18 protein-coding genes, 2 tRNA genes and 2 pseudogenes are annotated in these 21859 nt (G+C 57.2%); 9 read left to right on the forward strand and 13 right to left on the reverse strand.

Annotated features, from left to right (window positions below; genetic code table 11):
* The first annotated feature begins 3 nt into the window (after nucleotides 1–3).
* Both AACQ95_RS09255 and AACQ95_RS09260 read left to right on the forward strand, forming a co-directional pair.
* The gene (locus tag AACQ95_RS09255; protein ID WP_241278408.1) at nucleotides 4–453 is read left to right on the forward strand and encodes a response regulator; all 450 of its coding nucleotides are present in this window, start codon (nucleotides 4–6) and stop codon (nucleotides 451–453) included.
* A complete protein-coding gene (locus tag AACQ95_RS09260) occupies nucleotides 450–1589 on the forward strand; it encodes a phosphorylase family protein (RefSeq protein WP_241278409.1) in 1140 nt (379 codons plus the stop codon). The genes AACQ95_RS09255 and AACQ95_RS09260 overlap by 4 nt, the downstream gene beginning before the upstream one ends.
* 392 nt (nucleotides 1590–1981) lie before the next feature.
* On the opposite strand, the pseudogene AACQ95_RS09265 reads toward AACQ95_RS09260, so the two are convergent.
* The 8 genes and pseudogenes from AACQ95_RS09265 to AACQ95_RS09305 all read right to left on the reverse strand — a co-directional run.
* Nucleotides 1982–2170, reverse strand: a pseudogene (locus AACQ95_RS09265) (threonine synthase); the annotation flags it as partial.
* Nucleotides 2171–2367: 197 nt separating this feature from the next.
* Nucleotides 2368–3318: a transposase gene (locus AACQ95_RS09270; protein ID WP_241278410.1), complete on the reverse strand. Its 951-nt coding sequence runs from the start codon at nucleotides 3316–3318 to the stop codon at nucleotides 2368–2370.
* A 336-nt stretch (nucleotides 3319–3654) separates the two neighbouring features.
* The gene (locus AACQ95_RS09275) at nucleotides 3655–4164 is read right to left on the reverse strand and encodes a hypothetical protein (RefSeq protein WP_241278411.1); all 510 of its coding nucleotides are present in this window, start codon (nucleotides 4162–4164) and stop codon (nucleotides 3655–3657) included.
* Nucleotides 4165–4907: 743 nt separating this feature from the next.
* Nucleotides 4908–5252, reverse strand: a pseudogene (locus AACQ95_RS09285) (YybH family protein); the annotation flags it as partial.
* 94 nt (nucleotides 5253–5346) lie between these two features.
* A complete protein-coding gene (gene thrC, locus AACQ95_RS09290) occupies nucleotides 5347–6621 on the reverse strand; it encodes a threonine synthase (RefSeq protein ID WP_241278413.1) in 1275 nt (424 codons plus the stop codon).
* Nucleotides 6618–7598 carry a homoserine kinase gene (gene thrB, locus AACQ95_RS09295; RefSeq protein ID WP_098983228.1) on the reverse strand — a complete coding sequence of 327 codons (981 nt, stop codon included), beginning with the start codon at nucleotides 7596–7598 and terminating at the stop codon, nucleotides 6618–6620. The genes thrC and thrB overlap by 4 nt, the downstream gene beginning before the upstream one ends.
* 2 nt (nucleotides 7599–7600) lie before the next feature.
* The gene (gene thrA / locus AACQ95_RS09300; protein WP_241278414.1) at nucleotides 7601–10060 is read right to left on the reverse strand and encodes a bifunctional aspartate kinase/homoserine dehydrogenase I; all 2460 of its coding nucleotides are present in this window, start codon (nucleotides 10058–10060) and stop codon (nucleotides 7601–7603) included.
* Between the two features lie 255 nt (nucleotides 10061–10315).
* Entirely contained in the window at nucleotides 10316–11008 is a 693-nt protein-coding gene (locus AACQ95_RS09305; protein WP_241278415.1) for a tRNA/rRNA methyltransferase, read from the reverse strand.
* 265 nt (nucleotides 11009–11273) lie between these two features.
* Between AACQ95_RS09305 and aceK the strand changes: the two genes are divergently transcribed.
* On the forward strand, nucleotides 11274–13001 hold the full coding sequence (aceK, locus tag AACQ95_RS09310; protein WP_098983220.1) for a bifunctional isocitrate dehydrogenase kinase/phosphatase: 1728 nt from the start codon (nucleotides 11274–11276) through the stop codon (nucleotides 12999–13001).
* A gap of 161 nt (nucleotides 13002–13162) precedes the next feature.
* Here aceK and AACQ95_RS09315 read toward each other — a convergent pair whose 3' ends face one another.
* Complete coding sequence (locus AACQ95_RS09315) at nucleotides 13163–13561, reverse strand: META domain-containing protein (protein WP_042871037.1); 399 nt, start codon at nucleotides 13559–13561, stop codon at nucleotides 13163–13165.
* Nucleotides 13562–13733: 172 nt separating this feature from the next.
* Here AACQ95_RS09315 and AACQ95_RS09320 point away from each other — a divergent pair, with 172 nt between their 5' ends.
* Nucleotides 13734–14210 carry a hypothetical protein gene (locus AACQ95_RS09320; protein ID WP_042871036.1) on the forward strand — a complete coding sequence of 159 codons (477 nt, stop codon included), beginning with the start codon at nucleotides 13734–13736 and terminating at the stop codon, nucleotides 14208–14210.
* A gap of 4 nt (nucleotides 14211–14214) precedes the next feature.
* Here AACQ95_RS09320 and AACQ95_RS09325 read toward each other — a convergent pair whose 3' ends face one another.
* Together AACQ95_RS09325 and AACQ95_RS09330 are read right to left on the reverse strand one after the other, a co-directional pair.
* Nucleotides 14215–14694: a putative 4-hydroxy-4-methyl-2-oxoglutarate aldolase gene (locus AACQ95_RS09325; protein ID WP_098985066.1), complete on the reverse strand. Its 480-nt coding sequence runs from the start codon at nucleotides 14692–14694 to the stop codon at nucleotides 14215–14217.
* Between the two features lie 42 nt (nucleotides 14695–14736).
* Entirely contained in the window at nucleotides 14737–15153 is a 417-nt protein-coding gene (locus AACQ95_RS09330; protein WP_098983218.1) for a DUF3293 domain-containing protein, read from the reverse strand.
* A 376-nt stretch (nucleotides 15154–15529) separates the two neighbouring features.
* Here AACQ95_RS09330 and arcA point away from each other — a divergent pair, with 376 nt between their 5' ends.
* On the forward strand, nucleotides 15530–16249 hold the full coding sequence (gene arcA, locus AACQ95_RS09335; protein ID WP_010633329.1) for a two-component system response regulator ArcA: 720 nt from the start codon (nucleotides 15530–15532) through the stop codon (nucleotides 16247–16249).
* 147 nt (nucleotides 16250–16396) lie between these two features.
* Here arcA and AACQ95_RS09340 read toward each other — a convergent pair.
* Nucleotides 16397–16471 (reverse strand) — tRNA-Gly (locus AACQ95_RS09340).
* 95 nt (nucleotides 16472–16566) lie between these two features.
* Nucleotides 16567–16640: transfer RNA gene (locus AACQ95_RS09345), tRNA-Gly, on the reverse strand.
* Between the two features lie 201 nt (nucleotides 16641–16841).
* On the opposite strand from AACQ95_RS09345, the gene cydD reads away from it, so the two are divergent.
* From cydD to AACQ95_RS09365, 4 genes are all read left to right on the forward strand, one after another.
* Nucleotides 16842–18611 carry a heme ABC transporter permease/ATP-binding protein CydD gene (gene cydD, locus AACQ95_RS09350; protein WP_241278416.1) on the forward strand — a complete coding sequence of 590 codons (1770 nt, stop codon included), beginning with the start codon at nucleotides 16842–16844 and terminating at the stop codon, nucleotides 18609–18611.
* Entirely contained in the window at nucleotides 18604–20349 is a 1746-nt protein-coding gene (gene cydC, locus AACQ95_RS09355; protein ID WP_241278417.1) for a heme ABC transporter ATP-binding protein/permease CydC, read from the forward strand. The genes cydD and cydC overlap by 8 nt, the downstream gene beginning before the upstream one ends.
* Nucleotides 20350–21032: 683 nt before the next feature.
* Nucleotides 21033–21404, forward strand: coding sequence for an Rcs stress response system protein RcsF (gene rcsF / locus AACQ95_RS09360; RefSeq protein ID WP_042871028.1), 372 nt, complete (start codon nucleotides 21033–21035; stop codon nucleotides 21402–21404).
* Nucleotides 21405–21411: 7 nt separating this feature from the next.
* Nucleotides 21412–21798, forward strand: coding sequence for a DUF488 domain-containing protein (locus AACQ95_RS09365; protein ID WP_241278418.1), 387 nt, complete (start codon nucleotides 21412–21414; stop codon nucleotides 21796–21798).
* Nucleotides 21799–21859: the final 61 nt, after the last annotated feature.

Consider the following 21859-nt stretch of genomic DNA (forward strand, 5'->3'; position numbering starts at 1 on the left):
GACATGAGAGTTTTACTGGTTGAAGATGAGATACATAAACGTGATGAAATATACAAATGTGTTATTGATGTTTATAACTCTCCTCCTGAAATAGTGGATGGTGTTAGTAGTGCAGTCCTCAGCGTAATGAAATCTGATTATGATTTAATCATTTTAGATATGGCACTTTCTACTTTTGGAGAAAGCTCTGATGATAATAAGAAAGGGCACGATCAAGTCCAAGGTGGTATTGAAGTTCTCCGTGCTTTAAAATCCACGAAAAAATCCACGAAAATAATAATTGTCACTCAGTACCCAGATTTTTATATTGGAGGAACTAGAGTTAAACTCAAAGACTCTCCTAAAATAATTAATGAGCGTTACAACCAAAGTGTAATTGGTGCTGTATTATACCATTATAAATCTGTATCAACATTGCAAAAAATCGTATCAATACTAAGGGGAATTCAATGAAAGTAATGCTGATAGAAGATGACAATATTAAAGCAAAAAAGATAGAAAATCATTTAAAAACCAGAGGGATTTCACCTCAAGAAATAACTCGCGCAAGTACAATGACTGACTTTGCTGCATATCAAAAAAATGATATAGATCTATTTATTATAGATTGTAAACTTCCTAGCCTTGACAAAGGCACAGCATATCAAAATGGTCAGGCAATTTTAGAGTCGATAATAAAATCTGGAAATAACAACGCTCTTTTATTAGCAATAAGCTCATATCCAGATGACTTCCCTGAGTTAAGAAACAAGTTTGAAGCTCATGGGTGTATTTTGGCTGACTATTCAAATGAGGATGGTTGGAAATCCACATTAAATCACCTCCTTATTCAACTCAATAAGAATTTAAAGTTGGATTTTTTAGTTTTTTGTGCTTTGAATGAAGAACGAAAACCCTATATCGTATTGACTCCAGGCCATAGTGTTCTAAGAGGTGGAGTAGACTGTTATGACATTAATATAGGCAAAAAGAAAGGAAGTGTTGTCTTATTACCTCAAATGGGACTTGTTAATGCTGCAGCTGTCGCAAGCCTGTGCATTGAACGATTCAAACCATCCCTTGTATGTATGAGTGGTATATGTGGAGGTTTTGAAGGTCGAGCTAATATGGGACAGCTCTTTATCTCTAAAATGGCTTATGAATATCAATCTGGTAAACGAACATCAGATAAATTCTTACATGAACAATATCAAGTTACAACTGACAATATTACCCTTATGAAGCTACAGTCTCTTTTACAGTCTGACGATATACTCACGGATCTTGAAGATGGTTTTAGGGGTACACGGCCAAGTGAACCTCATCAACCAGAAATAGGAATATTTACTAGTGGTTCTGCTGTTATAGCAAATCAACAAGTTATGGATGAAATTCAAGAGCTACATAGAAAGGTAAATGCTCTTGACATGGAAGTCTTTGCAATAAAAAGATCTGCTGAGCTTTCCCCATACAATCCACCTTGTATATGTGCTAAAACTGTTGTTGATCTAGGTAACGCAGAAAAAAATGATAATATTCATTCCTATGGCTCTTATATTTCTGCAAACTTCATAATTAAGGCTGTAGCGTTTTTTTACCAAAACGTTTGACTTTAAGCGCTAATAAAAAATTTATACATGCATTGACACATATTAAAAAACTCGAGATAAAACAACAATATAATTACCAATAAACATTTCGACAGATTAAATGTACCCCCAAAAAATTATTTAAACTAGTCCTATGCGTGGCAAACATTTATCAATACAGCCCACATTATCTGTACAGATTATATGTACAGATCTAGTTATCTCCTCTCTGATGACACATCCCAGACTCAGGTAACAAAGTCAGAATCGAGGGAAGTCATAAACTGGCAGAGTTTGAGTCCCCCTTCCTTGCCAAAGGTAGAAAATAAAAAAATCCCCCGATATCGGGGGATTTTTTATGGCTGCCATTCAGCACCCGGCTATCTTGCTTAACCAGTCTTGCTCAACCTGCCTTACTCAACCAAGAATGCCCTTAATCGGGCAAACTCCGCTGGCAAATTAACGGAGAGCAACGGCAGCTCGGCGTGCTTGGCGAGCGGGCCGGGTAGCGGCACATCGAGATTCAGGATCTCGTCCACCGACTCCTTGAACTTGGCGGGATGGGCGGTGCAGAGGAAGACCCCAACCTCATCTTCACCGAGCAAAATCTAGGACACCCACCTTTCTGAGGCAGCCACTGCTCGGCTGGCTATCTCTGCAATCATGAATGCTGACACCAAGAAAACAGTAAAAATTGGACAAGCGAGTGGTTTTTACCTGACAGATCACTTGCACAAACATGGCAATGCCTGACACCGGAACATATGCCAAAAACGGGGAGAAGACAGGGTCTAGCGGATTAGTACGGTGGCTGGTGACATCGTTGTTGACCACAGTGGTGGGCGAACTGCTGACAATGTGCCTTGTCTCCCACAACTCTGAGCCCTTGTCGCCTAAACAGCATCACCTGTTTCAGCCATCGGGCACCATCAAGGCCCAACCGCACCAAGATTGGGGCCAGGCGGGCCGGAATATAACCCCGCTTGTCGGTCCGAATTGCACGGCCGGTCCAGTCAACCAGCATCAGATAGTCAGAAAAGGCATAGGGCAGGCCGTCAGGTTCGCACTTACTGGCAAACGGCAGCAATAGTGGTGGCAAAACATCGGTGCCGGGATCTTTCTCGAGACGCTGTTTGATACTGGTGTAATCGCTCTGCTCGGGCCGGTCGGCCAATCCAGCCCGTATCGGGTTGAGGTCCACATACGCCATGCAGGCGAGCAGGGCCGACTCGGTGAGCAGAGCTTGGCTTTTGAAGCGCCCTTCCCAGAAATGGCCCTTGCAGCCATCTTCCCGATTGGCCTGCCGTGCCAGGGTTTCATTGAGCAGCCGCACAAACCAGCTGATGGAATAAAGCCGCTCCCGCCATTCCTCTATCAGTTGCTGCACCACCATAAGTTCGGGCTCAATCAAGGATTCCCCTTGATACCAGCGCCGTACCAACAATGGCCACTGGAACAGCGCTGCCCAGCGCTCGGCCACCTCCCGCTCGCTCCAGCTGGCAGCTGTATCGGGTTCCACTTTGAGCACCAGATGATAATGGTTGCTCATCACCGCATAGGCGCAGACGCTGATGGCAAACAGCCGCGACAGCTGGCCCAGCTTGTCGACTACCCACTGGCGCCGATGCTCGTAACTCTGGCCAGAATGAACATCCTCCCCGCACAGAAAAGCCCGCCGTACACAGCGACTGACCACATGGTAGTAAGGCGTATCCTGCAAGCTGATCTGACGTAAACGGGCAATGGTCATGGCTCACCCCTCGACAGTGACCTCTCATCTCAAGCCAAGTACAGGGTTACGCCGCTGCCAAAAAGGTGGGTGACCCAATTTATCCCAGAAACTATTACTATCCAGCCCCCACTAAACAACATACGAACGCCTCTACTCGAAGCCCAAGAATAAAGCCAGTAATGATTGAAAAGTAAAATATATACACTTGCAACTGTCTTGTCATCATCATTTTAAAAAGATGAACACACACAAATTTCAGTATACAGCTCACGACAAGGTAAATAGCAAAAATAAATAGCGCAACCAGCAATTCTCACTCCACCATAAAATATAGAAAGACCATAGGAGAATATACTACTCTGGCCATTCATTACTTTTTAGATGGCAAGATGCACATCCACCGACAACAGAGGCACCAATAGCAGCGGCAAGCTTAGGGTTATTTGTGAACTTTTCAACTACACCGGCAGCAGCTCCTCCTGTAGCTAAAACGGATAGTTTATACATGTCCAAATCTTCTCCAAAGGCATACGACTCTGCAATTGCCCCAAATGCTGCTAGCGAAGCTCCTTGTGCAGCAGCAACAAATACCATGCCAGCGCCTCTAATAATATAACCATATGCATTACTATACCCAGAAGGATGCATGCCACTCGGTTCTATATACATCAACTCTTTTCTCCTAACAGCATCATGGAAGTATGATAGTGTTAAGTTTTTATTATCCTTATATGCTACTCTATCACCATCTTTAAATGATGTTTCTCCAATCAAAATTAACTTTTCCTTGAGCTTAGGAAAAATATTGTAAACTGCATGGTCACGCTCTGAATCTAAAATAAAACGGCCATATGATACTGTCATATCATTGGGTTATAAATATGCAGCGCCAGCAATAGATGCGAATTTTATAGTCTCCGATGTCATATTTACCAGTGTATATACTTCAGGCTGAACATGATCATTTTGTGGCCTGTTAAAAATTTTACAGCGTTTACTACCAGCTTTCAAAATAAAGTATGGTTTCCCCACCCAACCACATCGCAAAGGATCTATTGCTATTTTGATAGGGCTTATCCTTATCTCATGATGTAGTTTTGCACGCTGTTCCTCCGTCAATGGAAAAGCATGAACACTGATTGAAAATAAAAAATAAGGATGAATCTAAGTATATTCATAATCATACGACCCCGCAAATGATAATCATTTTCATTTTGCATGGATAGTATTCACCCATGCTTTGTATGTCAACCAATAGCTATTTTTTCGTAACCATATGGGGGGATAATCCAGAATATTAGGGAAAAATTTCGGGCACTTAATTTTCTAAACTATCGATTCCCCAGTTTCCCTACCCAGGGTATATTCCCGCCCAATCCCCACTCCCGTAACAAACTCGGGATCGTGGGAGAGCAGCAGCAATGTGTCCGGGTAATCAGTCAGCACCTGTGTGAGCAACTGGCGAGAGGCGTTATCCTGGTGGCTGTCCAGCTCATCTAGCAACCGCAACTCGGGCTGTTGGACCATCGCCATCAGCAGGATGCTGTAACTTATAGGATTACATCCAACAACGAGGTCCCGTAGGCGCTATCTATGGTGCAGCGTCACTGCCCATCGGCCTCTTTGCGAAACACATAGGTGGCGCGGCGGGTTTCATCAGTCAGGCCCCCCTGACTATCCGGGTAATTGAGCCGGGTCTCCATGATCACCAGCGCATTGTCGGCCCCCTCGATCACCTCCATGGCGCCTTGCTCCACCTTGAGTTGCCCCTGAAAGTAATCCGAGATCGCAGTGAAGGCACGGCGGATTGCGGGAATACCGCGCACCACCATGCCGGGTTTGACCACCAGGGCGGCGTCCTCGGCGTAGAAGGCCATCAGGGCGTCGAAATCGCGCCGGGAGATGGCGGCGTCGCAGGTCTCAATGAGGGTTCGAAGGGGATGCTGACTCATCTTCACTCCTTATATGGGGCGGCTTGCCCACCCTGTCACGGATAGAAAGTAACGGATAGAAAAATCCCCCGAGGTCGGGGGATTGGCAATCAACTTAACCGAGCAGGAAGGCCCTTAGGCGAGCAAACTCCGCTGGCAGGTTGTGAGAGAGCAGCGGCAGGGCGGCGTGCTTGGCGAGCGGGCCGGGCAGCGGCACATCGAGACCCAGGATCTCGTCCACCGACTCCTTGAACTTGGCGGGATGGGCGGTGCAGAGGAAGACCCCCACCTCGTCTTGCCCAAGCTGCTCGTTCAGCAGATCCCAGGCAATGGCGCCGTGGGGCTCGCACAGGTAATCGAGCTGATGCAGGCGCTTGAGCGCGTCGCGAGTCTGGGCATCGTCACGCATGCCGGATCCCAGAGTCTCCAGCGCCCAGCCGTTGCGGCGGCACAGCTCTTCCACCCGTGGCCAGTTGTTGGGACGGCTCACATCCATGGCATTTGACAGAGTTGCCACTGTCTGGTGCGGCTCCCACTGACCGGATTTCAGGTAGCGCGGCACTGTGTCGTTGGCGTTGGTGGCGGCGATAAAGCGCTTCACCGGCAGCCCCAGCGCCTTGGCAATCAGGCCTGCGGTGAGGTTGCCAAAGTTGCCGGACGGTACGCTGATGACCGCCTTGGCACGATCCGCTTTCGGCAGCTGGGCCAGCGCCTCGAAGTAGTAGCAGACCTGGGCCAGCAAGCGGCTGATATTGATGGAGTTGGCGGAGTTCAGACCAATCGCCTTTTTCAGCTCCTCGTCGTCGAAGGCATCTTTCACCAGCGCCTGACAGGCATCGAAGTCGCCGTCGATGGCGATGGTGCGGATGTTGCCGCCCAGGGTGCAGAAGAGCTTCTCCTGCAAGGGGCTGATCTTGCCCTTGGGGTAGAGAATGACCACTTCAATCCCCTCCAGGCCATAGAAGGCGTGGGCCACGGCGGCGCCTGTGTCACCGGAAGTGGCGGTGAGTATGGTGATCTTGTCGTTGGTTCTGAACGCGGCCAAACACTGGGCCATAAAGCGGCCGCCGAAGTCCTTGAAAGCCAGGGTCGGGCCGTGGAACAGCTCAAGGGCATAAGTGCCATCTTTGAGCTTCACCAGGGGTGCCGGGAAGGTGAAGGCGGCGTCGATCAGCTCGCTGACCTTGGCCGCAGGCACCTCGTCCCCCAGCAGGTGGCTGATGATGCGTGCCGAGCGAGGCACGAGTGGCAGCGCCAGCAGGGCGTCCACATCGGCCAGCGGCGCAATCACCTCGGGGAAGAAGAGACCCTGATCGCGGCCCAGCCCCTGACGCACCGCCTGCGCGAAGCTCACCTGTTCACTCTTGTCCTTGATATTGTAAAGATTCATAGCTCGCTTCCTGTTACCCGTGCCCCGGTCATGTCCAGTTTGCAGACCCGGGCAAATCCATCTTCGTTGTGCACAAAATGTGCGTCCATCCAATCCTTCATGCGCTCGGCCTGGGCCAGATCCTTCATCACCACGAAGACGCTGGGGCCCGAGCCGGAGATGCCGGTGGCCAGCGCCCCGTTCTGGGCGGCCTGGGCCCGCACCTCGTTGAAACCTTCGATCAGCGCCGCGCGGTAAGGTTCGGCAATCACGTCTTTCAATACGCTCGCGGCCAACCCCTCCTGCCCTGTGTAGCTGGCGTGCACAAAGGCAGCCAGCCGACGACCGTAGGTGAGGCAATCCTGACGGCGATATTGCGCAGGCAGTATGGCGCGGGCAGCGGCGGTCGACACCACAGTACCCGGATAGCAGACCACCCAGTACCACTGCTCGAACACAGGTATGCCCTGGCTGATGACGCCGTGCTCTTCCAGCACCAGCTGCATGCCGCCGAGATAGCAGGGGGCCACGTTGTCGTAATGGACCGAGCCGGAAATCTTGCCTTCCATCTCCCCCATCAGCAGCAGCAGGTCGTGCTCATTGAGCGGCGCGCCGTGGAAGGCGTTGAGGCCTTCGAGTGCCGCCACCACGCTGCAGGCGCTGGAGCCCAGACCCGAGCCCACCGGCAGGTTCTTCTCCAGCACCATTTCGAGGGGCTTGAGTTTGATGCCGCGCTTCTCCAGCGCCTCGCCATAGGCGAGCCAGCAATCATAGAGGATGTTCTTTTTCGGATCGTCGGGCAGCTTGTGGGCATAGCGGCCCACGGAAGAGAGGGCGAACGCCACGTCAGCCGCCTTCACCTGGACCCGATCCCCCAACAGGGAGCCATCCACGGGGGCGAGCGCCGCCCCCAACACATCGAATCCCACGCTCAGGTTGGCGCTGGAGGCCGGGGCATAGGCCACCACGCTACCGCTCTGGTACATGTCTGAACTCATGCTTACAACTCCTGCTTCCAGTTCTGGGTGCGCAGCACGTCGGCAAAGACGCCGGCGGCGGTCACTTCGGTACCGGCGCCATAGCCGCGCAGCACCAGCGGGATCGGCTGGTAGTAGGTGGAGAAGAAGGCGAGCGCGTTCTCCCCGTCTTTCACCTTGAACAGCGGCTCGTCAGCGCCGACCGCCTTGATGGCGACCTTGCACTTGCCACCCTCGATGGAGCCTACATAGCGCAGCACCTTGCCTTCACGCTGGGCGGCCGCGAACTGGTCGCGGAACCAGCCGTCAGCTTCCGGCAGGCGGGCCATAAAGGCTTCCACGTCGCCGCTCACGTCAAAGCCCGGCGGCAGTGCCTGCTCCACTTCCACATCGGAGAGTTCCAGCGCCATGCCGGCCTCGCGGGCCAGGATCAAGAGCTTGCGGGCCACGTCCATGCCGTTGAGATCGTCGCGGGGATCCGGCTCAGTAAAGCCGTTGCCGCGGGCAATCTTGGTGGCGTCGGAGAAGGCCATCCCCTCGTCCAGCTTGCCGAAGATAAAGGAGAGCGACCCGGACAGCACACCGTCGAAGGCGCGCAGCTTGTCGCCGGCCTTGATCAGGTTCTGCAGGTTCTCGATGACCGGCAGGCCAGCACCCACGTTGGTTTCGTACAGGAACTTGCGGCGAGTCTGGCGGGCGGTGCGGCGCAGCGCCTTGTAGTAATCGAGCGACCCGGTATTGGCCTTCTTGTTCGGGGTCACCACGTGGAAACCGGCGGCCAGGAAGTCGGCGTACTGGACGGCGACGGCCTCGCTCGAGGTGCAGTCGACGATCACCGGGTTGATGAGGTGGCTCTCTTCCACCAGCTTTTGCACCGCTTCCAGACTGAAGCTGTCGCGGGCCTCCACCAGCTGTTCACGCCAGTTGGCGAGGTTCAGCCCATCCTTGTTGACCGCCATCTGGCGGCTGTTGGCGATGCCCACTACCCGCAGGCCTGTGCCCTGCTCGGCCAATACCGGCTGCTGGCGGGCAATCTGATCCACCAGGGCCGCGCCGACACCGCCGATACCGACCACGAAGAGATCGATGAACTGCTGGCTGCCGAAGAAGTTCTGGTGGCAGGCCTTTATGGCTTCCGCTACCTTGCGATCCCGCACCACGGCGGAGATGGAGCGCTCGCTCGAGCCCTGCGCGATGGCGACGATATTGATGGAGGCCTGAGCCAATGAGGTGAAGAAGCGCGCCGCCATCCCCTTGCTGGTGCGCATGCCGTCACCGATCAGGGAGATGATGGCGAGATCGCTCATGATCTCCAGCGGATCCAGCAGCTGGTTCTTGAATTCGAGCTCGAACTCGCGCTCCAGCACCTTGCGGGTCTTGTCGCTGTCATAGCTGTGGATACAGAAGCTGACGCTGTACTCGGAGGATGACTGGGTGATGAGGACTATGCTGACCCCGGCGCGGGAGACGGCGGAGAAGATGCGGCCGGCCATGCCGACCATGCCCTTCATGCCGGGGCCGGAGACGTTGAACATGCACATGCCGGAGAGATCCGAGATGGCTTTCACCTTCAGGTCGTCATCCCCCTGCTCGACACCTATGAGAGTGCCCGGCCCCTGCGGGTTGAAGCTGTTCTTGATGAGGCAGGGAATGTGGAACTGGGCCACCGGCGCTATGGTTTTCGGGTGCAGCACCTTGGCGCCAAAATACGAGAGCTCCATCGCCTCTTTATAGGAGAGGGTTTTCAGCAGATAGGCGTCCGGCACCAGGCGCGGGTCGCAGTTGTAGCAGCCCTCCACGTCGGTCCAGATCTCGCAGCACTCGGCATCGACGCAGGCGGCCAGCACGGCGGCGGAGTAATCCGACCCATTGCGGCCCAGCAGCACGGTTTCACCCTTGTCGCTGCCGCCGGTGAAGCCCGGCATCAGGTAGAGACAATCGGAACGCAGCCCCTTGGCGGCAAAGCGCAGGCGGGAGGCCTCGATGTCGACGTGAGCTTCGAGGTAGCCGCCGTCGGTGGCCAACAGTTGCTCCGGTACTATGATATCCAGCTCGAGGCCGCGCACTCGCAGCAACTCGTGCATGAAGGCGATGGAGAGGTTCTCGCCGCGGCTCAGGATGCGGGCCTGCACGTTGTCCGGGCAGAGCCCCAGCAGGCGGATGCCCTGCATCAGCCGCTCCACCTGATCCAGCTCGGCGGTGAGGCGGGCCTGCAGCGCCTTGTCATCCAGCGCCGGATACGCGGCCTTCAAGCCGGCCAGCAGGCGGGAGAAGATGCCGTTGATTTCAAACAGGGTGGAACTGGCATCCATGCCGCGACTGGTCTGCTCCACCAGGGCGACCAGGTGATTGGTCACCTTGGCCGGTGCCGACAGCACCAGGGCAACCTGGGATTGGCCGTGGGTATTGACCGCGATATCGGCTACCCGTAAAAAACGCTCTGCGTCGGCCAGTGACGACCCGCCAAACTTCAACACTCTCATCGCTTATCTCCCTGTGAACCCTGCAAATTGATCTGAAAACGGTCTAAAAACAACTCAACAAAAAGGCCCGTACTGGGTGGGTACGGGCCTTTTTTGATTTCTGTGCTTGTTCGTCAGCGCATCAACCGGCCCCAGTGCCACCTGTGGTGGTACCGGTAATAATGGTGGTGATGACGTTGGTGAATAACTGCATGACGAACACTCTTGAACGAAGCTGGCTTTTAGCAATACCGCGCCGACAGCAAGGCTGTCAACCTAAACCTCTTTGCCGAGTTTGCGGGCGAGGTCTTTACAGAGCAGATGCAGCATATTCAAATCCCGCTGCGGCAGCATGGGCACTCGGTCCATTACCCATTGATGTAGTTTTTCATCCTGAGAAACTCCGAGTTCACCAAGTATTTCTGCTGTTTTTTGTTTCAGTACACGAACCTGCCCGGCGTTATCAAAATTTTCTGCTACAGCCTGCGGCTCATCCAGCAACTGGCTCATCTCGTAGGCATACAGCATGATCGCCTGCCCCAGGTTCAGCGACGGGTAACTCACCTTGAGCGGCAGGTAGCTCAGCAGGTCGGCGTGGGCCAGCTGCTCGTTGGAGAGGCCCGACTCCTCGCAGCCAAATACGATGGCGACCTTGCCGAGCGATGGCTTGGCGCGGATCTGCTCGCGGATCTCCCCCGGGGTGAGGTAGTGCTGATAGCGGCCGCGCTGACGGGCCGTGGTGGCGATCACCAGATCCATGTCGGCAAGCGCCTCCGGCAAGGTGTCGAATGCCTCGGCGTTGGTCAAAATGTCCTGCGCCCCATGGGCTACCCAGCTCGCCTCCTCCTCTTCGTGTACCCGGCTCGCCACCAGTCGCATGGCATCGAAGCCCATGGTTTTCATGGCGCGGGCGGCGGCCCCGACGTTGGGTGCCCGGGCAGGTGCCACCAGCACAAAATAGAGTTTCATTGGGTTTCCTCTTGGGCAGGCCGACCGCTCGAACAGGCGGCAAATGGTCGGCAAAACAGGGGCGCAATCTACCGTTTATCCCCCGAAATTGCCACTTGAACAGACGTTTGAATGTTGCCATAGTGGCCAGACGTGTGAACAAACTGCCAGCCATTCTCGGCATGAATGCCGCGAGGGATTGAGCGCTTGCAGGGCAAGGACAGGACGACAGACCAGCCCCGGACTCAGCCGCCATACCGGCCGACACATCACAAGGAAGAGAGAGATGCAGCAGCCATTGGAACAGGCCGTCGCCGAGACTATCTTGCAGCGCTTCGAGTCGTTTTACAGCCGATTTCTCGAGATAACCCAGGGCAGCAAGAGCCGCTTCGAGAACAGCGACTGGCTGGGAGTGCAGCTCGCCGGGCGCGAGCGCATTCGCCTCTACGACCACCACGTGGGCGCCACCACGGCCCTGATCAAGCAGATGATGGGGGAGCATCACGCCACTCAGGAGCTGCTCAAGCGGGTAAAGGGCGCCTTCAGCGATCTGCTGCCCCGCTGTGACAACTTCGAGGTAGCGGAGTCCTTCTTCAACTCCGTCTATCGCCGCATCTTCCGCCATCGCAACATTCGCGACGAGAACCTCTACATCCACCCGTTTCGCAGCCGGGGAGAGCATCCCGACTTGAGCGCCCTGCTGCGGGTCTATCGCACCGATCTGGCCCACCTGCCGCAGACCCTGAGCCAGATGCTGGGGGATTACAGCTTCACCCTCCCCTACGAGGACAAGCAGCGCGACATTGTCGACATCCACCGCCATCTTGCCGAGAACGGCCCGCAGATCCTGCATGAAGAGCCGTTCGCCATCGAGCTGCTCAAGGAGGTGTTCTACCGCAACAAGGGGGCTTATCTGGTGGGGCTTATTCGGGTGAAGGGACAGGTATTCCCCTTCATTCTGCCGCTGCTCAGCACAGGCCAGAGCATCTATGTGGATACCGTCATCTTCGAGCCTGAGCTGGCTTCCATCGTATTCGGTTTCGCCCGCGCCTACTTCATGGTCTACGCCCCCGTGCCGGCGCTGTTTGTGGTGTTTCTGCGCCAGATCATGCCCCACAAGCCCGATTACGAGATCTACAACGCCATCGGCTGCCAGAAGCACGGCAAGACAGAACTCTATCGTCACTATCAGCAGCACCTGGCCCAGAGCCGGGAGCAGTTCGTCATAGCCCCCGGCATCAAGGGGATGGTGATGAGCGTGTTCACCCTCCCCTCCTATGACGTTGTGTTCAAGGTGATAAAAGACGAGTTCACCCCGCCCAAGGACGTGAGCCACGAGCAGGTGAAGGCCAAGTACCGGCTGGTAAAGCAGCACGATAGGGTCGGTCGCATGGCCGACACCCAGGAGTTCACCAACTTCGAGTTTCCCCTGGATCGCATCTCCCCCGAGCTGCTCACCGAGCTGAAAACGGTGGCCCCCTCGGCGCTCACCATCACCAGCGACAAGCTGGTGATCAAGCACCTCTACACAGAGCGCAAGATGATCCCGCTCAACCTCTATCTGGACAAGGCGGACGAGCAGCAGACCCGGCTCGCATTGGAGGAGTACGGCAACGCCATCAAACAGCTGGCGGCGGCCAACATCTTCCCCGGCGACATGCTGTTCAAGAACTTCGGCGTCACCCGCCACGGCCGGGTGGTCTTCTACGACTACGACGAGATCTGCTACATGACGGAGTGCAACTTCCGCCAGATCCCGCCACCGCGCTACCCGGAAGATGAATGGAGCGCCGAGCCCTGGTATTCGGTGGCCCCCAACGACATCTTCCCCGAGGAGTTCGCCACCTTCCTGCTGCAAAAGCCCCAGGTGCGGGAGATCATGATGCAGCTGCACAAGGAGATGTTCGACGCCAACTACTGGAAGATGCTGCAGAGCAACATCAAGGTGGGGGTGTTCGAGGATGTCTATCCCTATCGACGCAAGAAGCGCTTCAAGTTCCAGCGGGGGGGATGAGGATTAGCTCGTGGCGCCTTGCCGGTGACTCAAGATGCGATGCATCTTGCGATGCTTGCTGGCACAAGCCGCAAAACGGCATTGAAAAAGGGACGCCGCGGCGTCCCTTGCTGATCGCGGCTGCCTGCTCGCGCTACGACAGCCTCTGACAGGAATATCAGTTACTTGGCGGCCGGCATGGCATCGAAGGTGAGCAGCGCCACCTTGTTGGCATCACTCAGCACCAGCTGTTGGCCGCTGACCTTGAAGGTTGCCACCTTCTCCAGTTTCTGCAGATAGAGCATCTCCTTGCCGGCCAGATCGCCCATGCACATCATGCGGGTCGAGCCCATGGCCCCCAGCGTCAATACACCGTCACCCTGCTGGGTGATGCCGCCAAAATAGCGGTTGCAGCCGCCCTTGCCCGCCACCTTGTCACCCGCAACCTGCAGGGTGAAGGTATCGCCGCTCGCCCCCTGCAGCTGCCAGGTGGAGGCTTGCAGTTGAGCCAGATTGGAACCAGTTGCCATGGCGCAGCCTCCCAGTGCCAGTGCGGCCAGCAGGGTCAGTTTCTTGTTCATGGGTTCACCTCTTGATGTGAGAGAAATAGGGGAAGGAAAGTGATGATGGTGGCCTGTTTATCATGAGTCGGCGGCAGATTAAAACTGTTTTATTGTGATCTGGGTTGCCTTTACTAGCAGCTGGCATGTGCCATGCTTGTATTCCTGTTCCGGACCCAGGGAGGGGAAAAGAATGGTCAAACCACTCATCATCGCACTCGCTTCATGCCTCAGCCTCGGTGCCCAGGCCGCCGACTGGGATTTCCTCAAGAGCGAGGCAAACAGCCAGCTCTACGTAAAAAGCTATTCCGGCGTGCTGCTCGGCAGCCAGTCCCATCACAGCGACAATTTCGATCTCTGGCTCATCAACACCGGCTACCAGTATCCGGTACAGGATGATGTCAGCCTCTACATGGAAGCCGGGCCGGCTGTGGGTACCCACAGCGAGCAGACTGGCTTCAATATCAGCTCGGGGGTGCGTTATCAGCTCTCCCCCTCGCTGAACATCGGCAGCCAGCTCAAGCAGCTGGAAGTGAACAAGGCCAGCACACTGCTGGAGCTCAACACCAGCCTGCTGCTCACCCCGCAGCTGGCCATCACGGCCAACTATGGCGTCAGCGCCTTCAGCACGGAACAGTCCCTCAGCATAGGCGTCGGCCTCAACTTCTGACCGCTCAGATGAGCCGGGTGGCGCTCACCAGTACGCCGTTGAGGTCGGCGTAGACGTAGTCACCCGGATGTATGGTCATCCCGGCAAACGACACCACGGCATCCAGCTCACCCTGACCCCGCTTCTCGGTCTTGACCGGGCAGGCCGCCAGCGCCTTGACCCCCAGCGCCAGCGTCGCCAAGGTGCCCACGTCGCGTACGGCGCCGTGGATCAGGATCCCCTCCCATCCCTGCTCCGCCGCCTTGATGGCCAGCTGATCACCGAGCAGGGCGCGGCGCAACGAACCACCGCCATCGATCACCATCACCCGCCCCTGGCCGGGCCGAGTGACCAGCTCCCGCACCAGGCTGTTGTCTTCATAGCAGGAGAGGGTAACCGCCTGGCCATAAAACAGCGGCTTGCCACCAAAATTGTGGAACAGCGGATCGGCCACTTGCAGGGCATCGCCGTGTTGATCGCAGAGGTCGGGCAGTAGATCCAGCATCATAAGCTTCCTTCCATGGACATGAATTCGCTCATTCTTTCATCAAGCCGGGTCTCTGACAATCCAGTGGGATTCAATTCTGCCCAGATGGAGAGGTATGCCTTTCATCAATACCGGCAACAACCAGAGCTCCCCCCGCTCCACCCAATAGAGGGCGTTCTGGCCGAAACGGGCTGCCAGATCGATGGCCTCAGCGCGGGAGGAAGCCAGCAACAGCGACGATTCACGCCAACTTTCATCGGGCGAGCTCCCCCAGCAGGGCCCCATGGCCATCATGCGGGGAGATGCCGCGATCACCCGCCAGAGAGCCCGCTGGCGCCGGGTATTACGACGCATTCCCACCTCGCGACTGGCCGGATTCCAGGCCGTCACTATGGCGTAGGCGGGCCATTGCGGCGCCGCAAAGGGTGCAATAAAACAAATTTTTCTGTAGTTTTCCCACAAATTCATGTCAACCACATGTTACATTCCATTACATTTTATAAGGGCGAAAATGGGGGCAACCCCAAGTATCATGCTGTGAACTCAGGGTTTGACCTATATCAAACCAGAGTTAAAAAGTTGCTATCTGACGGCAAAGAGTGTTGTTATGCGCCTGTTAACTGATAAAATGCAGCCACTTTTGTAATGGACTACCTTTCCAGGCTTCTCTCGATCAGACTTGTTGAGAGCCTATGTGTGGCACAGGGATGTTTGCCAACGCTGATGCCAAATTCGCGATAATCCGACCTGACATTCATACCCAGGATGACGTAATAAATTTTCAGGACCGGTCGGGTAACGCCAAAGAGTGTTAAAATTTAGATAACTAACTGATAAGAATCTGGGAATACTCATGCAAACACCACACATTCTGATCGTCGAAGACGAACTGGTCACCCGCAATACCCTGAAAAGCATCTTCGAGGCCGAAGGCTACATAGTGCTCGAAGCCAACAATGGCGACGAGATGCATCAAGCCCTGACCGCCCACACCATCAATCTGGTGATCATGGACATCAACCTGCCGGGCAAGAATGGCCTGCTGCTGGCACGCGAGCTGCGTGAAGATGACAACATAGCCCTGATGTTCCTGACCGGCCGTGACAATGAAGTGGACAAGATCCTGGGTCTGGAAATCGGCGCCGATGATTACATCACCAAGCCGTTCAACCCCCGTGAACTGACTATCCGTGCCCGCAACCTGCTGAGCCGCACCATGAATGTGGCCGCCGGTGGCGAAGAGAAGAAGCTGGTTGAACGTTACCTGTTCAACGGCTGGGCACTGGACATCAACAGCCGCGCACTGGTCAGCCCGGCTGGCGACATGTTCAAGCTGCCGCGCTCCGAATTCCGTGCCATGCTGCACTTCTGCGAAAACCCGGGCCAGATCCAGACCCGTGCCGAGCTGCTCAAGAAGATGACAGGCCGCGAGCTCAAGCCTCACGACCGTACCGTGGATGTCACCATACGCCGTATTCGCAAGCACTTCGAAAGCGTCAATGACACCCCGGAGATCATCGCCACCATACATGGCGAAGGCTACCGCTTCTGTGGCGAGCTGGAACAGGAATAATCCCTGCTCGTCGGATCCCAGTGTGGTAAGAGAGGCGCCGTTGGCGCCTCTTTCGTTTACGGCGATCGAGGCAAGCACAGCGGGCAACACCCGATGAGCCAGAAAACAAAAAGCCCACTCGCAGGAGTGGGCTTTTTGCATGAAAGCTGGAGCGGGCAGCGGGAATCGAACCCGCATCATCAGCTTGGAAGGCTGAGGTAATAGCCATTATACGATGCCCGCTAGGCATCAAAATCGCAGCAGATACCAGGCATCAAACGAACGTCGAGAAGCAGTGCGCTAATAACAAGACGGCTTGGTTACCGGGGATCAGAATGTGGAGCGGGTGATGGGAATCGAACCCACGTATGCAGCTTGGGAAGCTACCGTTCTACCATTGAACTACACCCGCGTCAGGGCCTCTACTATATGCATTTTGCCGCCGAGCGCAATCACCGCAGTGCTGTTTTTTACCATAAATCAAGCTGTTCGACCAACTAATGAGCAGCAAGCTGTTTTTTCCATCAAACATTTTCAACACCGGGAATTTACAAGGTTGCCAATGCCGGGGGCCGAGGATAGTCTTGCGCCACTCGACGCGAGGATGGTGGTAATGGACAAGAAAACTCAGAAACATCTCTATGGCTGGTTGCGCAACCAGTCGAGCCACGGCCGACGCTGGATCGGTCTCTCCATCGGCTTTGGTCTGGGTCAGGGCATACTGATGGTGGCACAGGCCTGGTTGCTGGCGACCCTGTTGCATGGCTTCATCATAGAGGGAGCCACTCCGGAACAATCCATTCCCCTCTTCATTACCCTGCTGCTGGTCACCCTGACCAAGGCGGCGCTGGCCTATGGCCGTGAAGTGACCAGCTTCAAGGCGGGCAGCGCGGTGCGCCAGGCCATTCGCGAGCTGGTGCTCACTCGCCTCGGCCGGCTCGGCCCCGCCTATATCCAGCGACGCCCGGCCGGCAGCTGGGCCAGCCTGCTGCTGGAACAAATTGAAAACATGCAGGATTTCTTCTCCCGTTACCTGCCGCAGATGGCCATTGCCGTCTTTATTCCCGTGGTGATCCTGGTGGCCGTGTTCCCGGTCAACTGGGCGGCGGGTCTGATCCTGCTGGGCACGGCGCCCCTCATTCCGCTGTTCATGATCCTGGTGGGGGTGGGCGCCGCCGATGCCAACCGCCGCAACTTCCAGGCGCTGGCGCGCCTCTCCGGCCACTTCCTCGATCGCCTCAAGGGGCTGCGCACTTTGCAACTCTTCATGCGCACCCAGGCGGAAGGGGATGCCATTCGCGATGCCTCGGAAGATTTTCGCGAGCGCACCATGGAGGTGCTGCGCCTCGCTTTCCTGAGCACGGCCGTGCTGGAATTCTTCGCCGCCATCTCGGTGGCGCTGGTGGCTGTCTACTTCGGTTTCTCCTACATAGATCACCTGAACTTCGGCCACTATGGCACCAAGGTCACCCTGTTTACCGGCCTGTTCGTGCTCTTCCTCGCCCCCGAGTTCTACGCCCCGCTGCGCGAGCTTGGCGCCCACTACCACGCCAAGGCGCAGGCCATAGGCGCGGCCGAGCAGTTGCTGGAATTCCTTGAGGCCGACGTGAGCGAGCCAGCCTCTGGCAAGGCCCCTTTCCATGCCGACACCCCCATCAAGGTCGAAGCCAAAGACCTTGAAGTACTGAGTGCCGAAGGCAAGGTGCTGGTCGGCCCCATCGACTTCACCCTGGAGGCGGGTTCACGCACGGCGCTCATCGGTGTCAGCGGCGCCGGCAAGAGCTCGCTCGTCAACGCCCTGCTCGGCTTTGCCCCCTATCGTGGTGAGCTCAAGGTCAACGGCCGGGAGCTGGCCAGCCTCGACATGAGCCAGTGGCGGCTGCAGCTGGGCTGGCTCTCCCAGAACCCGCAGCTGTTCCACGCCTCCTTGCGCGACAACCTGCTGCTGGCCAAGCCGTCAGCCAGCGATGCCGAGCTGGAAGCCGCCCTGAAACGGGCACAAGCCTGGGAATTTGCCATGGAGAAGGGGCTCGACTATCCGGTCGGGGATCAGGCGGGCGGCCTCTCGGTCGGTCAGGCCCAGCGTCTCGCCCTGGCCCGTACCCTGCTCAAGTCCACCCAGCTGATGGTACTGGATGAGCCCACCGCCAGCCTGGACCGCCACTCGGAGCGCGCCATCATGACCACGCTGGAGCAGGCGATGGCGGGCCAGACCCTGCTGATGATCACCCACCGCCTCGATCAATTGACCAAGATGGACAAGATACTGGTGCTGGCGCGCGGCCAGCTGGTGGAGCAAGGCAACTTCCAGCAACTGAGCAGGGCGCAGGGCCCGTTCGCCCGCCTCTTGTCCCAACACCCGGGGGATTCTCTCGATGACTGATCTATTGCCGTTTCTGCGCCTCTATCGTCAGCACTGGCTGAGCCTCTCGCTGGGCCTGCTACTGGCCCTGGTGACCCTGGTGGCCGGCATGGGACTGCTGTCGCTCTCCGGCTGGTTCCTCTCCGCCGCCGCCGTGGCGGGGCTGGCCGTCGCCAGCCGCGACACCTTCAACTACATGACCCCGGCTGGCGGGGTACGTTTCTTCTCCATCATCCGTACCGCGGGTCGCTGGGGCGAGCGAGTGGTGAGCCACGACGCCACCTTCCGGGTGCTGACCCGGTTGCGGGTCTGGTTCTGGCAAAAGCTCTCGCCGCTCTCCACCGGCACCCTGGCCGGCTTTCGCCAGGCGGATCTGCTCAACCGGCTGGTAGCCGACATAGACGCCATGGATCACGTCTATCTGCGTCTGGTCACCCCCATAGGCGCGGCCCTGCTCAGCTGCGCCGGCCTGGTGTTCTTCCTCTCCTTCTTCGACGGCCGTCTCGCCCTGACTCTGGGCGCCATACTGCTGTTTGGCATGATAGCCCTGCCGCTGGTGTTCTACTTCCTCGGGCGCCAACCCGGTCGTCGGCTGATCGCCGAGAAATCGGCCATGCGTACCCGCATGGTGGACTATCTGGACGGTCAGGCCGAGCTGCAGATGTTTGCCGCCGCCCCCAAGGCGCTGACCGAGCTGAAACAGGCTGAACAGGCGCTGCTGACCGCCCAGGCCCGCATGGCCAGGGTGAGCGGCCTGGCCAACTTCTCGGTGCAGCTGCTCAGCGGCTGGACCCTGACTCTGATGCTCTGGCTGGCCGGCCACGGAGTGGCAGGTGCCGCGCCGGATCCCATCACGGCGCTGATGGTGTTTGCCACCCTGGCGAGCTTCGAGGCCTTGCTGCCGCTGGCGGGTGCCTTCCAGCACCTCTCCACCAGCCTCACCTCGGCCCGTCGTCTCAACGAGATACTGCAGGAGGCCAAGGCCCCCGAGTGGGGAGCCGAGCAGCAACACGCCAGCATCGGCACCCTGCAGATAAGCGACCTCTATTTCGGCTATCCCGGCAACCCGCATCCTGTGCTGCGCGGTTGCACCCTGCAACTGCAGGCGGGCGAGAAGCTGGCGCTGCTGGGCCAGACAGGTTGCGGCAAGTCCACCCTGATGGGGCTGTTGACCCGGGAGTGGAGCCCGCAGGCAGGCAAGATCCTGCTCGATGGCAAGCCGCTCACCGACTACAGCGAAGGGGCGCTACGCGCCTCGTTGTCGGTGGTGAGCCAGCGGGTTCACCTGTTTGCCGCCACCTTGCGCGACAACCTCAGGCTGGCGGCCCCGATGGCGTCTGACGAGCAGTTGACCGAGGTACTGACCCAGGTCGGTCTGGCCAATCTGCTGGAAGATGACAACGGCCACAGCGACAGCGGACTGAACGCCTGGCTGGGGGACGGCGGTCGTCCGCTCTCAGGTGGTGAGCGACGCCGCATCGGCATCGCCCGCGCCCTGCTGCACGATGCCCCGCTCTGGCTGCTGGATGAGCCGACCGAGGGGCTCGACAGCCAGACCGAACGGGAGATCATGGACCTGTTGTTCAGACTGGGGGCGGATCGCTCCTTGCTGCTCATCTCCCACCGCCTGCTGGGGCTGGAGCAGATGGACAGGATAGCCCTGATGGAAGAGGGGCAGATCCGCCTCTGCGCCCCCCATCACGAGTTGCTGGCCGATGATTACTACCGCAGCCTGCACCAGCGGCTGGCACCAGCCTGATCGCAAGCACGGCAGAGGGGCGCACCTGCGCCCTTCCCACATCATGAGTTGCTGGCGGATGATGACTACCGCAGCCTGCATCAACGGCTGGCACCGGTCTGATCGCAAGCACGGCAGAGGGGCGCACCTGCGCCCTTCTCACATCATGAGTTGCCGGCTGATGATGACTACCGCAGCCTGCATCAACGGCTGGCACCGGCCTGATCGCAAGCACGGCAGAGGGGCGCACCTGCGCCCTTCTCACACCATGAGTTGCTGGCGGATGATTACAGCGGCTGGCACCGGCCTGAGCGCAAGTACGGCAGAGAGGCGCACCTGTGCCCTTCTCACACCACGAGTTGCCGGCGGATGATGACTATCTCAGCCTCCATCAACGGCTGGCGCCAGCCTGATCGCAAGCACGGCAGAGAGGCGCACCTGTGCCCTTCTCACACCACGAGTTGCCGGCCGATGACGACTATCGCAGCCTGCACCAGCGGCTGGCACCGGTCTGATCGCAAGCACGGCAGAGGGGCGCACCTGCGCCCTTCTCACATCATGATGACGACTATCGCAGCCGGTATCAGCGTGCAAGAACCTGTCTGCTCCCCGTCACACCCCGTCTCCATGGCTGAAAATGGGGCTGGTCGCAGGCAGCGACTGGCCCCTATAATGGCCCCCTCACAGTTCAACAAGATACCGACATGAAACGCCTTATCCTGATGATGCCCCTGATCGCCTCCGGTTGCGCCGACTTCTCTTTCAACAGCAACCTGGACAAGGAAAATTTTGACGAGTACTTCAAGCCGGGCGGCGTCCAGATCTATGAGCAGGGTCAGCTGGCTGACCTCAACTACCTCTACCTCGGCACCGTCGAGGGGGAATCCTGCCAGAGCGATGCCAAGCAGCCCATCCCCAACGCAGGTGAAGCCCGCACCCTGGCCCGCCGCCGCGTGGCCGACATGGGTGGCAACGGTGTCACCTTCGACAAGTGCGCCGAGTTCAGCGACACCCCGGGCTGCCTGAAACAGGTGATCTGCTACGGGCAGGCGCTGAAAGTGGCGCAAGAGAAGTAAGAGCCTAATGGCACTGGCCATAGTCCGGCTCGGCAGCCCCCGCCTTCCCGACGAGGGGCTGCGCATCGGCACTGTGCGGCGTCCGCCCCGTGGCGTGCCCAAGAGCGAATTTGCCAGTCAGGATTGGTACGACGTCTGGTTCCCCAACCTGGCCCCCAGCAGCGAGACCATGAAGCTGGGCCAGGCTGCCGAGACGCCGGCCCAATGGGCGGCCTTCTGCAAGCAGTACAAGGCCGAGATGGCCAGCCCCTGCGCCCGCCACGATCTGGTACTGCTGGCCGCCTTCTCCCACACCACCAACCTGTCGGTGGGTTGCTACTGTGAGCAGGCCGAACGTTGTCATCGCACCCTGCTGAAAGAGCTGCTGATCCAGTGCGGCGCCAGGCTGCGCTAACCCGCACCGCTGGTGAATGAAAGAGGGCGTCCCGCAGGACGCCCTCTTTCATATGCTGGCC

The organism is Aeromonas sp. MR19 (genome assembly GCF_963899305.1).
In the GTDB taxonomy this organism is placed as follows: Bacteria; Pseudomonadota; Gammaproteobacteria; order Enterobacterales; family Aeromonadaceae; genus Aeromonas; species Aeromonas bestiarum.